We start from the raw sequence: 13207 nt of genomic DNA, 5'->3' as shown, positions 1-13207 counted from the left end.
CGCCGCACTGAACCGGTTGCCCGCCTCCACACGTACCTTCATGACGAGAGGCGGGCCCAGGACCGGACTTCGGACGGCCCGGACAGCGCACCCATCCGGACAGGAGTGAGCCACATGTCCCTGCTCGCCACGATCCTCGTCGTCGTCGGCCTCTGGTGTGCTGTCGCGGTCGCCCTGGCCTCCTGCTTCAGCGCCTACCGCATATGGTGTCGCAGCGACCGGCGGCGCCGGGGCGCGCCCGGTCGGCTCGGTACGCAGACGGGGCGTTCCTGAAGCCTGAACCGCTCCGGACCCACGTCACCTCGTCACGCGGGCATCGGCCGCCGGCCCCAGGCGGTGATCATTCCGGGTGAGAGGGCGGCGCAGTCCGGTGATTCGAGGTACCGGACCGCCTCCTCGATCGTCGTGTCGTCCACCAGTCCGGTGGCCACCATCGACTCCCGGGCCCGGTCCCAAGTATTCACCCAGAAGCGGCTGATGGGGCTGCCCGGGGTCAGGGGCGGCACGCGGATCTCGCCGGCGACGGACACGAGTCCCGCCTCCCGCAGGTGCTGCGGGTACTGCGGGACCCACGAGATGTCGGTGCCGATGGTGTCGCGCAGCCCCTGCCACATGGCCTGCATGACCCGGGTGTACGGGCTCGGCGGGGCGCTGCGGCTGGTCAGGTCGATGGCGTCGCTGAGGACCAGCACCCCGCCGTCGGCCAGCAGGCCGCCGAGTCGGGCGATCACGCGCCGCCACGAAGGCAGGTGCATCAATACGAACCGGGCGTGGACGAGCTGGAAGCGGCTCCCGGGGTCGAAATCCGGCGCGACGGCGTCCGCCTCCAGGAGATCGAGCCCCGGCAGCGGACGGGCGGCGAGGAAGCGGACGTCGCGGTCGACCGCGAGCACGCTCGTGACCCCGGCCTCCTCGATCAGCCGCCGGGCGACGGTGCCGGTCCCGGCGCCCACGTCCAGGCAGTTCCAGCCCGGCCCGGCGCCCAGGGCGCGCAGGCGGTCCAGTGTCATGTCGTCGTACGTGAGCGCCCCGAGGTCGATGCGGTCGTCCTCGCCCGGCTGCCCGGGCCGGAACACCGCCTCGCCGTAGCGCCCGCGCCCGGCACCTGTGCTCATGCGACCCATTATCGCCGCGACGCTCCGCAGCCGCCCGGCGAGAACACCGGGGCGGGGATCGGACCGGGTCCGCGGGGGCCGCCGGTCCGGGGCGGGGCCGCCGCAGGCCTCCTCGCCGTCCTTCACCACGCCGCCCGGCGCGGCGAACCACTCGGCGCGACGCTCGGCCCGGCGCGGCCCCTCCCCGGCGGGCCGGGCCGACGATCCGCCCGATGTCCCGTCCACTGTCGGACAGTTGGCCTATCCTGCCCCCGTGGACCAGCTGATCGCCGAAGACCCGACCCGCATCGGACCGTACCGGCTCATCGCCCGACTGGGCGCCGGCGGGATGGGCCTGGTCTACCTGGGCCGCTCCGAGGGCGGCCGTACCGTCGCCGTGAAAGTGGTGCAGGCCGAGTACGCCGGGCATCCCGAGTTCCGCAGGCGGTTCGCCCGCGAAGTGGCGGCCGCGCGACGGGTGGGCGGCAGTTGTACCGCGGCCGTGCTCGACGCCGATCCGGAGGCCGCCGTCCCCTGGGTGGCGACCCAGTACATCCCCGGCCCCGACCTGCACGCCGTCGTCGCCGAGCACTTCGGGCCGCTGCCCGAGCACTCGGTCCGCACCCTCGCCCACCGCCTCGCCCTCGCCCTCCAGGCCGTGCACGAGGCGGGCCTGATCCACCGCGACCTCAAGCCGTCCAACGTCCTCGTCACCGTCGACGGCCCCCGCGTCATCGACTTCGGCATCGCCCGGGCGATGGACAGCCTGGCCGAGGAGCACAGCCTGCACACCCGCACCGGCATGCTGATCGGTTCCCCCGGCTTCATGTCGCCGGAGCAGGTCCGCGGCCTTGAACTCACCCCCGCGAGCGACGTCTTCTGCCTGGGCGCCGTCCTCGTCTACGCCGCCACCGGACGCCTCCTGTTCGGCGCCACGGACACCGGCCTGAACGCCCACCTCTTCCGGGTCGCCGAGGAGGAGGCGGACCTGACCGGGGTGCCGGACGCGCTGGTCGACCTCGTACGCGCGTGCCTGCACAAGGACCCGGCACGGCGTCCGGGTCCCCGGGAGGTGGCCGAGCGTACGGCGCCGGATCAGGCGGCGGAGTGGCTGCCGGGCGCCGTGCTGGCACAACTGGGGCGCCATGCCGCCGAGTTGCTGGACTTCGCCCCGTCGATCCCGGCCCAGCACCAGCACCAGCCGCAGCCCCAGGCCCCGGCCCCGGTTCCCCCGCAGACGCCGGCCCCGCAGGACCAGCGCCCGGCGCAGCCGCAGCCGCTGCCCCTGCCGCCCGCCTACGCCCCCGCGTCGCCCGCGCCCTTCGATCCCGCCCGGGGATTCGGACCGCCCCCGGGCGCACCCGCGAGTCCGTGGCCGCCGCCCCCGGCCGCCCTCCCCGACCCCGCCCCCGCGCTCCCCGGGCGCTGGTGGGGCCTGGCGGTGATCGCCCTGGTGCAGCTGATGGTGCTGCTCCAGGCGGCGAACCTCAGCGTCGCGCTTCCGGCCGTCCAGGCCGACCTCCGCCTGTCCACCGACGGCCTGGGAACGCTGGCGAACGCCTACTTCATCGCGTTCGGCGCGGTGCTGCTGATCGGCGGCCACATCGCGGACCTCGCGGGACGCAAACGGACACTGATCGTCGGCCTGCTCGGCTGCGCGGCCGCCTCCGCGCTCGGCGGATCGGCCGGGGACTCCGGCACGCTCGTGTGGGCCCGCGTCCTCCAGGGCGTCTTCGGTGCGCTGCTCACCGCGTCCGCGCTGTCCCTGGTGGCCACCGGCTTCGCCGACCCGAAGGAACGCGGCAGGGCCTTCGGGATCTACGCCGCGATCACGGCCGCCGGCACGGCACTGGGGATGGCCGAGGGCGGATGGCTGCTCACCGCCATGAGCTGGCGCTGGTCGCTGTACGGCGGCGTCCTCATCGCAGTGATCGGCCTGATCGGGACGCTCACCCTGGTGCACGAGCGCCCCGGCCGCACCGACGGCCACTTCGACGCGCCCGGCGTACTGCTCGGCTCCGGCGGGGTCGCCGCCCTGCTCTACGGACTGGACGAGGCCCAGCTGAGCGGCTGGGCCACCCCCCTGACCCTGATCCTGCTCGTGGGCGGTGCCCTCCTGCTCGTCGGCTTCCTGTGGTGGCAGTCCGCGGCGGCGAACCCGCTCCTTCCCGCATGCGTCTTCAAGGACCCGAACCGCGCCGGCAGCCTCCTCGGCATGCTCCTGGCCGGCGCCGGCACCGTAGCCCTGTACCCGGTCGTCGGCTACTACCTCGAGACCGTCCTTCGCTACGACCCGGCCATGACCGGAGCGGCCTTCCTCCCGATGGTCGCCGCCATCGTGATCGGCTCCACACAGGTCTCCGCCCGACTGCTGCCCCGCGTCGCGCCCCGCGTCCCGATCCTGGCGGGCCTGGCGCTCACCGCCGCCGGGCTGTTCCTGCTGACCCGCCTGGGCTTCGACAGCTCGTACGCGATCGGGGTGCTGCCCGCCCTGCTGCTCATCGGTCTCGGGATCGGCACGGCCTTCGTGCCGATCCTCGCCACCGTGACCGGCGCGGTCGCCGCGGAGCGCTCCGGCGGCGCCGCGGCAGCCGTCCTCACGGCCCAGGAACTGGGCCTGGCGACCGGTGCGGCACTGCTCGACACCGTGATCTCCGCCCACGTGGACCGACTGCGCGCCGGGTCCGTGCTGCCCAGCATGATCGAGAAGGAGCTGCTGCGCGCCGAGACGGCGAACTTCTGGTGGGCGGCCGGTAGCGTACTGCTCGCGGTCCTGGTCGCCGCCCTGATGATCAGGACCCGGGGGCCCCGGGGCGACGCGGGGGCGGTCTCCGGCGCAGGGGCGTGATCCGGCGCGCGTTCACCCGACGCGGTGGAGCCGGCTCGACTTCCGTGCGCGGCGCCGCCGCGGCACGGAACGGATGCGTCCCATGACCGACACCCGCAGCGACCGGTTCACTGTCTGGGACCGCCTGGGCAAACCTGCGCACTCCCACCGTGGCGGCCGTCTCCGGTCACGCCCTCGGCGGAGGCTGCGAGCCGGCGATGCGCTGCGACATCCTGCTGGCCGCCGACACAGCCGTCTTCGGACAGCCCGAGATCAAGCTCGGGGTGGTCCCCGGCATCGGCGGCTCCCGGCAGCTGACCAGGGCCGTCGGCAAGGCCAAGGCGATGGGACTCTGCCTGACCGGACGCACCATGGACGCCGCGAGGGCGTCCGCTTCGAACGCCGCGTCTTCCAGGCCGTGTTCGCCACCGCCGACCAGAAGGAGGGCATGAGCGCCTTCGTGGACAATGCGCCGCGGACATCACCCACCGCTGACCGGACCGTGATCAGCCCCTCTCCCGGCCGGGAGAGGGGGGACCGTCAGTTCCCCAGGGCCCTGCGGAGGCCCAGGCGGTCGGTACCGAGCTTGGTGAAGACCGCCGAGAGGAGTTCGGAGACCGCCTGGGGGCTGCTGTGCATCTTCGCCGCGATCGCCGCGTTGTCCAGACCCAGCGCGGCATGCCCGGCCGCCGCGCTCTCGGCCACCGTCAGCGTGTCCTGCTCGGAGGTGTGCAGCCGGCGGGGGCGCAGGCCTGCCGACACCAGCTGGGTGCGGGCGCGGCGCGCGAGGCCGTCGGCGCCGCAGGCCGCGGCGGTCTCCATGCCCCGGTAGAGCTGCTGCGCCGCCCGGTGCGGGTCGCCCAGGGTGTGCAGCGCCGTGCCGTGATCGACCAGTGCTTGGGCCAGCTCGCAGGCGGCCGGGGACTGTTCGAGGTGCCCCACCGCCTCCTGCAGCAGGACGGCCGCCTGCGCGGGATCCGTGGCCGCCGCCGACACGCGCAGGGCGTGGCCGATCGCGCTGGACGTACCGAACGCCCGCGCCCGGGCGACCGCCTCGGCCGCCGTTGCACGTGCCTGGTCAGGCGCGCGGGACACCTGCGCCAGCGCCAGGTCCAGTTGCCACGGACTCCACGACGGGTTGCGGGTGCCGCGCAGATCCAGCCGCTTGCCCGCCGCGGCCAGGTGCCGCATCGCCTCGTCGATCCGGCCCTGGGCCAGCAGCAGCTTGCCCCACACGGCCTGCGGGTCGGGATAGACCACCGCGGCGGGGAAGCCCTCGCCCAGTTTGTAGTCGTGGGCGACCCGCAGCGCCTCCTCGGTGTTCCCGCGCGCGAGCAGCGTCTCGACGAGCGTGCCGATCGCGTACCACTGCGCGGGGATGCCCTGCCCGACACGGTCGGCGATCTGCAGGCCGTTGCGTACGAAGTCCTCGGCCTCGGCGAGGCGGCCGCGCCGGTAGCGGACGTAGCCGAGCAGGGTGTACACGAACGACAGGTGTGCGCCGCGCCAGCCCTTGGCCTCGAACTCGACGATGCCGGTGTTGAACAGGTCCTCGGCGCGGCCGGGCTGGTCGCAGTACATGAGCGTGACCGCGATGACCGAAGGCACTTCGAACCCGTCGGTCCAGCTCATCCCGCCGTCCAGCGCCTGTTCCGCGTACTCCAGCGCCGTCGTGGCGGGCTCGCCGCGCATGGCGGCGTCCCAGGCCCGCAGGCCCAGGATGTGCCGCTCGGCCAGACCGCGGCCCGTGATCCGCTTGGCGAACTGGGCGAGGAGCCGGGAGCGGGCGGGCGAGTTCTCCTCGTCGACCCGGACCGAGTTCCACTTGAACTGCTCGGCCTGCATGCGCAGCCGCGTACGGGAACTGGTGGCCCGCTTGGCCTCCTCCTGGAGGAGCCCGGCGGCCTCGGCCAGCTGACCGGTGTGGGCGAGGGCCTGGGCCAGCCGGTAGGTGATCGCCTCCCGCAGGCCCTGTTCGGCCTTGGGCTCCTCCAGCGCGGCCCTGAGCTGGTTGATCGTGGTCCCGGGATCGTGCAGGAGGTTCGCGGAGCCGAGCTCGAACAGCACCTCGGCCCGGTCCTCCACGTCCGGAGGCTCGCGCAGCGCGCGGGCCAGATAGCGGCGTGCTGCGTCGGGCGCCCCCGCGGAGAAGCTGTCCCGCGCCGCCTGGCGCAGCTGCTGTACGACCCAGGGGTCGCCGTCGGGGTGCATCTCCAGCAGGTGCCGGGCCGCCGCCGCGGCTCCCTGCCCGTCGTCGACCAGGGCCTGCGCGGCCATGCCGTGCATCGCGACGCGCACACCGGGCGGAATCGACCGGTACACGGCGGTGGCGACGAGCGGGTGGAAGAACTCGACGACCTCCTTGCGGCGCAGGCCGGTGAGGACGGTCAGGATGCGCGCGGCGCGCAGCTTGTTGATGGCGTCGGCGACCTGTGCGTCCCCGAGGGCCGCCACGCTTCCGACGATGCCGGTCGGGACGGCGGTGCCGAGGACCGCGGCGGCCCAGGCGAGCCGGACGACGGACGGCCCGAGCTGTTCGAGGCGGTCGGTCAGACCGCTGCCCTTGACGGCGGAGGCCAGGTCGCGCAGCTCGGGGATGCTGTCCTGGTGCGGCTTCAGCTCGCGGTCGCGGCCCTTCATGGCCAGTTCGACGACCTCGAAGGGGTTTCCGCCGGTGATCGCCCAGCACTCGCGGCAGAACACGTCGTCCGCACTCTGGCCGAGGGCGTCGCGCACTATGCGCGCCACCGCGCTGGTGGTGAGGGGAGCGAGCTCGTGCGGACGGGTCCCCTGGCGCCCCATCAGGGCACGCAGCGCGGCGGCGCCGGCGGGGATCTCGTCCGGCCGGCAGGCCACCATGATCAGCATGGCGAGTTCCTCGGCCCGCGCCGCGAACGCGGTCAGCCAGGCCAGGGACTCGGCGTCCGCCCAGTGGGCGTCGTCGAGGATGAGGACGACGGGCGCGCTGCGCACCGTCAGGTGGGTGACGACCCAGTCCAGCCCGTCGCGCACGCCCTGCGGGTCCGGTGCCGTCGGGCTTTCCGGGGCTGCGGTCAGGCCGAGCGCCGGGGCGACGATGCTGTACCAGGTGCCGAGGACGTCACGCCGTTCGTCCTCGGTCATGGCGGCGAAGGCCGGCTGGATGAGCTGGCGCATCACGTGGAACGGAACCTGTTTCTCCTGCTCGCCGCCGCGGGCGAACAGTACGGTGCACGAGCGCTCGGCCGCGTGCCGACGGGCTTCGACCAGCAGGGTGGTCTTGCCGATGCCGCCTGATCCCGCGAAGGTCAGGACACCTCCGCGGCGTGCGGTCGGACCGTTCTCCGAGGTGCCGCACAGCTCGTCCACCGCGCGGTGGATCGCGCGAATCTCGGATTCCCGTTCGAGCAGCGGCTGGGTCGCCCACCCTCGCGGTTCCGTGACATGTGACATTCTTGCCCCCTCCAGCGCGTGCGGCCGAGTGTACGACCCCGCGGACGGGAACTTGCTGCTTAAGCACATTATTGCGGGATCACGTCACCCGTAAGGGGACAACGCTGTATCCTCTTCCGCCTTTACACGGCCTGTGACGACGTGTGATCGCCGAACTCGCCTTGAACGGAGCTGAATCGATCAGATTCCGTCAATGGCGTGAAACAGGGATCATCGGAAGCTCGCTGGGCTGGGGCATTCCCGCGGGAAGTTCCCGCACGGTCACCCCCGGAGCGGGCACCAGCCGCCATCGCGACGCCACCGTCGCGAGGGCGGTGAGGATCTCCGCCACGGCGAACGTGTCCCCGATGCACTTGTGCTGGCCGGCGCTGAACGGGATGTACCGGTGCGCGCGCGGCTGCTCCTCCGGCTTCTCCTCCCACCGGTCCGGATCGAACACGGTCGGATCGCGGAACAGCGCGGGGTCGCGGTGCAACGCGTACGGACTGTACGCCAGTTCCGCGCCGGCCGGGATCGAGACGCCACCCAGGGTGAGGGGGACCAGGGCCCGCCGGGTGAACAGCAGCGGCGAATGGAGGCGCAGCGCCTCCTGGAACACGTTGTTGGCGTAAGGCAGTTGAGCGATGTCGGACGGGCGGACGCGGCGCGTGCCCACGACCGCGTCTATTTCCTCGTGGAGCCGCTCCTCCACCTCGGGGTGACGGCCCACCTCGTGGAACACCCAGGACAGGGTGGTCGCCGAGGTCTCCGTACCGGAGAAGAGGATGGCGATGACCTCGTCCCGCACCTGCTCGGGGCTCATCGTCGTGCCCGTCTGCGGGTCGACGCTCGACAGCAGCAGGGACAGGAGGTCGTGGCGGTCGTCCGCCCCGGCCTCCTCGGCGCCGTACTGCGCGATCACCTGGTCGATGATCCCTCGCAGGCGGGCGGCCGCCGCGTCGAAGCGCCGGTTCAGCGGGATGGGCAGCCGGTCCAGGGACTTGGGCATGACCGCCCGCAGCAGCATCCCCTCCAGGACGATCGGCAGCGAGCGGTGCACCTCGGCGATGGCGGGCCGGCTCAGGTCCCCCGAGAAGATCATCTCGGCCACCGAGGACAGGGCGTACCGCCGGGCCTCGGTGACCATCGAGATCTCCCGGCCCGCCGTCCACGACGCGGTCATCTCCTCCGCCGCCCGGCTCATGACCTCGGCGTACTCGGTGATGTGGCTCCGGTGGAAGGCCGGCTGGATCATCCGGCGCTGCTTGCGGTGGAACTCGCCGTCCGTCGTGACGATGCCGTTGCCGAACATCGGCCGCAGCCGGTCGAAGACCCGGCCCCGCCCGAACTTCTGCGCCTGCTGGACCAGTACGGCGTGCACGTGGTCCGGGCTCGTCAGGACGTGCACCGGCCAGGTTCCGATGTCGAGCCGCACGATGTCGCCGTGCTCGCGCAACGATTCGAGGAAGGCGATCGGATGGCGCCACAGGGGGACGGCGTGCCCCAGGAGCGGTAACCGCCCCGGAGCCGCCGGTGCGTGGACCACAGGGCCGAGTTGTTCCGTACGGGCCATGGGTCTGCTCCCTGTCATGCCGTCATGCCACCGAAACGAGGTCCGGGCGGGTGTACGCGGACTCCAGCCCGGCCGCGAACCGTTCGTCGCTGTACCGTGTGCACTCGTAACGCTGCCACAGATCGGCGCCGATCATCCAGTCTTCGTAACTGCGCACGCACCGGGTGACCGCCGCCCGCACCGTGGGGTCCATCTCCCCCTGGGGGTCCATGACTTGAAACAGTCGTCGTTCCGCCGTCACGTAGTCCTCTATGCGGACCTGGATGCGGGCCTCGACCGACCGGACCGCCTCCTGAAGCGAACGTCCCTCCCACGAGGCGATGAGGGAGACCAGGTTGTTGTTGTCCCCGCAGGCGTGCTCCTTCGGCAGGGAGAAGACGTCGTTGCCCCACGAGATGATGTCCACGGCGCTCTCCACGACCGCCTGGAATGCGGGGAGGTCGTGGATGTGCTGGGGCAGGTCGATTCCCAGTCCGGCCTCCACCATGTCCATCATCGGCAGCAGTTGGGAACTGTGCCGGCGCATGAGCACGTAGTCCTGGACCGAAGGGCGCCTGGCCGCACCGCGATTGCCCGCCTCCTGGTCCAGCGAGTGCAGCATCTGTGGTACGTGTGTTCGGTATCGGGCCGCCGTACCCGGGGACATGCCGCCCAGGATCCGGTCGCACAGCTCGATGAATCCCTTCACCAGTGGATTGCGGCGCGATGTCGACCTTGAGGTCCGGCCCGTGGCCAGGTACTCGGTGATGGCATCGGTGACGGGCCGCCAGGCGGCAAGTTCACCCGTCCTGATGAGGTGGTCGTGCTGATCGTCCAGGACGAACGACCAGGCCATCCACTCGGCGAGCAGCACGACGGTCTCGTACGGCACGTCACCGCTCACGCGGCCCGCGAGGTGCCCGCAGCCGATCGCGGTGAACTGCTCGGCGGCATCGGTGACGAGCTCGTGGCCCAACGCCCAGGACGTGGCCTCGGCGTTGGCCCGCGCGGCCAGTGGATGCTTGGAGTTCCCGAACGGAAGATGAAAATCAGGAACAGAGAATGGGTCGAGCCGGGCCATTGATCCCCCCACGGAAGAGTCGGATTCGCCAATACCCGCTCAATGTACGATCGTCGTGGCACGTGCAATTTCGGAGCACCCCGCTGCCGCGGCGTCGCTACGTCCGCACACGCCGCGGCTGGCGGAAAGAACCGGTCGGGAACCGACCAGAACCCTTCCGCGCACGACTACATCAGGCCACTCGTGAAGTTATTAACCCTCAGAGCGCCGTGCACTGTCAATGTAGAAATTGCGGAGATACTGCATTGTCCCTGCTATTGGGCAGGGAATATCCCAAAAGGATATGCGTGCGGCATAGTCGCAAACATCCGGAGGGTAAGCCTCCGGATATCCCTGCCCTGATGGGCGTCTTCCGGCCACTCGCGGGACCGTTGGAACGGCCGTCTGCCAACTCGACCGACGGTGGCTCCTGTTGAGGATGGGGCGGCGGTGCCGTCCGCCGGTGGCCGAAGAGCGCCGTGGAGGTGCGGGGCACTCCCTACACTTCCGACAGGACGCGGCCGTCCGGGAAGGGCGGGGGAACATGATCGAGCACCATGCGGCGGACTCGGGCGACGGCCAGGAGGCCGATGTCCTGGGGCCCTACCTGGAGGTCCTGCGGGCGCGCCTGACCGGCGAGCGGTTCGAGGTGCTCATCCGCGCCGTACAGACCACCTGTGCGCTGCTCGCCGACGGCCGGGAGGCCGTCCTCGAAGTGCCGGGAGAGCCCGACCTCGGCCCCGACCTGCAGTGCGAGTACCTGTCCCTGATGGCCGTGATGATCACGGGCCACCTCGATCACCGCCTCGTCGAACTGGCCGCCCCCGACGGCGGCAAGGGCTGGGCGGTCGTGGACAACACCTGCCCGCGCCCGGACCCCGCGCTCGCGGCGTCCGTGTCCCCGGCCCCGCCCCCGTCCCCGTGCGAGGCCGCGGACCGGGCGTGGATCGCCCGCGAGCTCGACGGCATCGCACGCGCCACGCAAGACCCGGGCAGCGGTGGCGCACGGGGCTGATGCCACGCGGAAGCCCCCCGGCTCGGAAGGCCGGGGGGCTTCGCGCCGTGCAACGGCCGTGAAGGCCGCTCCCGTGCGGTGCGCTACGGGGTCGTCTTGCCCACTTCCAGGTCGGCGGTGGGGTTCTTGACGGTACCGCCGGGCGGGCCGGCCGCCCTGCTGGTGTTGTTGTCCGTGTTCGGATCCGCCGTCAGCGCGCTCACGGTCGCGGTGTTGCGGATGTCGGAGCCGTTGCCCGTGTAGTCCGGGTCGAGCTTCACCTTGAACACCCAGGTCACGTCCGCCCCGGGGGCGAGGGTGGGCAGCGGACCGCAGGTCACCGTACGGCCGGAGGAGCAGGAGGCATCGCCGCTCACGTAGCTCAGCGCCGTCGGAAGCACGTCGCTGACGGTGATCCGCTCCGCCGTCGAGGGACCGGTGTTGCTGATGGTCAGGGCGTACTCGAAGGTCTCGCCCGGCGCCACCGGCACCGTCTGGACCGGCTTCTTGGTGATGGCGAGGTCGGCGGACGGCGCGGCCACGTTGCCGCCGGGGACGGAGGCCGTGCTCGAGTCGTTCTCGCTCGCGGGGTCGATGTTGTCCGCGGTCACCCTGGCCGTGTTCCTCAGGTCGCTGCCGTCCCCGCTGTACGAGGGGTCCACCCGCACGGTCAGGACGTACTCGGTGAAGTCGCCGACCTTCAGGGGGCTGGTGCGCTTGCAGGAGACCATGTGCCCCGAGACGGTGCAGCCCGTCGGCGAGGAGGTCACGTACGCCAGCCCCTCGGGGAGGTTGTCCGTGAGCTTGACGTTGTACGCGTCGGCCGAGGGGCCGTTGTTGGTGACCCTGATGCGGTAGTCGAAGGTCTCACCGGGCTTGGGCGGCTTGCTGCCCACCGCCTCCTTGGTCACGGCGAGGTCGGCGGTCGGCTTGTTGACCTTGCTGCCGGGCAGGCCCGCCGGGCTGCTGGTGTTGTTCTCGGGCCTGGGGTCCTTCGTTTCCGACGTCGCGGTGGCCGTGTTGAGGATGTCGGATCCGTTGCCGGTGTAGTTGCCGTCCAGCCGGACGGTGAACCGCCAGCTCTTCGGCGCGCCCTGGTCGAGCACGGCCAGAGGACCGCAGGTGACGGTGCCGTGGTCGGCCGTGCAGCCGTCCGTCGAGCCGACGAAGGCGAGCGGCGCGGGCAGCACGTCGGTCACCGTGGTGTCCACGGCCCGCGAGGGACCGTCGTTGGTGGCGGTCAGCACGTAGTCGAAGGTCTGTCCGGGCGCGATCGGGGTGGTGGTCGCGGGGCGCTTGGCCATCCACACGTCTGCCTGTGGGACGGTGACTCCGCCGGGAGGCAGCACGGGCCGCGAGGTGTTGTCGGCGGGCTCGGGGTCCTTCGAAGCGGAGGCCGAGGTGGCCGTGTTGCGCAGATCGCTGCCGTCGCCGGAGTACGCGGGGTCGAGCTTCACCTTGAACGTCCACACCACGAAGTCACCGGGGGTCAGCCGGGCGCGCGGACCGCAGCTGACGGTCCGTCCGGTGGTCACCTGGCAGGGATCGGCGGAACTGACGTAGCTCAGCCCGTCGGGCAGGGTGTCGGTGATCGTGACGTTGCGCGCGTCGGACGGGCCCTTGTTGGTGGTGCGGACCTCGTACTCGAACTCCTGGCCCGGGACGGTGGGTCCCGCGCCCAGCGGGGTCTTCACGGTGGCCAGGTCCGAGACCGGGCCGAAGGGCCCCGGCGGCCGGACGGGCGGGGGCGTGTTGTTGTCCGGGGCGGGGTCGGTGGCGTCGGACGATCCGGTGGCGCTGTTGCCGAGGTCGCTGCCGTCGCCCTCGTACGCCGCGCTGAGCCGGGCGTGGAACGTCCAGCTCTTGCTCTGGCCCACGTTCAGCTGGGGCTCGGGCCCGCAGGTGACGGTCTGGTCGGTCTCCGTGCAGCCGTCGGACGAGTCGACGAACGTGATCCCCTCGGGCAGCCGGTCCGTGGCCTTGACGTTCCGGGCGACGGAGGGCCCGCGGTTCGTCGCGGTCAGGGTGTAGGTGATCAGGTCACCCGGCGCCCTGGCGTGGCGCACGGTCACCTCGACGGGCTCCGGTGGCCGGGCCGCGACCGCGGCCGCGGCGGGCGCCGAGCCGCCGAACTGCGGAGCCGCGCAGAGCAGCGCGGCCAGCAGCCACGCCGCCGGCCGGCGACCAGGTCTCGTTGTCATCCTGCATCGTTTCCTTCTCAGCGGGGACGGCCGTACAGAGCCCTGTACGGAAGGTCGTCGGTCGGTGG

The 13207-nt window shown here is 71.9% G+C and carries 8 protein-coding genes and 1 pseudogene; 4 read left to right on the top strand and 5 right to left on the bottom strand.

Annotation, left to right across the window (positions count from 1 at the left end):
- Positions 1–114: 114 nt before the first annotated feature.
- Positions 115–273: a hypothetical protein gene (locus K7B10_RS04065; RefSeq protein WP_229334564.1), complete on the top strand. Its 159-nt coding sequence runs from the start codon at positions 115–117 to the stop codon at positions 271–273.
- 32 nt (positions 274–305) lie between these two features.
- On the opposite strand, the gene K7B10_RS04060 is transcribed toward K7B10_RS04065, so the two are convergent.
- Positions 306–1115 carry a class I SAM-dependent methyltransferase gene (locus K7B10_RS04060; protein WP_372481361.1) on the bottom strand — a complete coding sequence of 270 codons (810 nt, stop codon included), beginning with the start codon at positions 1113–1115 and terminating at the stop codon, positions 306–308.
- A 253-nt stretch (positions 1116–1368) separates the two neighbouring features.
- Between K7B10_RS04060 and K7B10_RS40665 the strand changes: the two genes are divergently transcribed.
- Positions 1369–3942, top strand: coding sequence for an MDR family MFS transporter (locus K7B10_RS40665; RefSeq protein ID WP_308284497.1), 2574 nt, complete (start codon positions 1369–1371; stop codon positions 3940–3942).
- A gap of 97 nt (positions 3943–4039) precedes the next feature.
- A pseudogene (locus K7B10_RS04045) lies at positions 4040–4396 on the top strand (enoyl-CoA hydratase-related protein); the annotation flags it as partial.
- A 65-nt stretch (positions 4397–4461) separates the two neighbouring features.
- Here K7B10_RS04045 and K7B10_RS04040 read toward each other — a convergent pair.
- From K7B10_RS04040 to K7B10_RS04030, 3 genes are all read right to left on the bottom strand, one after another.
- A complete protein-coding gene (locus K7B10_RS04040) occupies positions 4462–7353 on the bottom strand; it encodes an ATP-binding protein (RefSeq protein WP_229334563.1) in 2892 nt (963 codons plus the stop codon).
- Between the two features lie 190 nt (positions 7354–7543).
- Positions 7544–8905 carry a cytochrome P450 gene (locus K7B10_RS04035; RefSeq protein WP_229334562.1) on the bottom strand — a complete coding sequence of 454 codons (1362 nt, stop codon included), beginning with the start codon at positions 8903–8905 and terminating at the stop codon, positions 7544–7546.
- A 22-nt stretch (positions 8906–8927) separates the two neighbouring features.
- Positions 8928–9860 (bottom strand): terpene synthase family protein, encoded by a 933-nt coding sequence (locus K7B10_RS04030; RefSeq protein ID WP_229334561.1) that lies wholly within the window; start codon positions 9858–9860, stop codon positions 8928–8930.
- 628 nt (positions 9861–10488) lie between these two features.
- Here K7B10_RS04030 and K7B10_RS04025 point away from each other — a divergent pair.
- Positions 10489–10959 carry a hypothetical protein gene (locus K7B10_RS04025; protein WP_229334560.1) on the top strand — a complete coding sequence of 157 codons (471 nt, stop codon included), beginning with the start codon at positions 10489–10491 and terminating at the stop codon, positions 10957–10959.
- An 83-nt stretch (positions 10960–11042) separates the two neighbouring features.
- Here the strand turns inward: K7B10_RS04025 and K7B10_RS04020 are convergent, their stop codons facing one another.
- Entirely contained in the window at positions 11043–13139 is a 2097-nt protein-coding gene (locus K7B10_RS04020) for a DUF11 domain-containing protein (RefSeq protein ID WP_229334559.1), read from the bottom strand.
- Positions 13140–13207: the final 68 nt, after the last annotated feature.

This window comes from Streptomyces flavotricini, from assembly GCF_020639365.1.
Taxonomy (GTDB): Bacteria; Actinomycetota; Actinomycetes; order Streptomycetales; family Streptomycetaceae; genus Streptomyces; species Streptomyces flavotricini.
The sequence above is the reverse complement of the archived record's forward strand: the minus strand, read 5'-3'. Positions and strand labels throughout refer to the sequence as shown.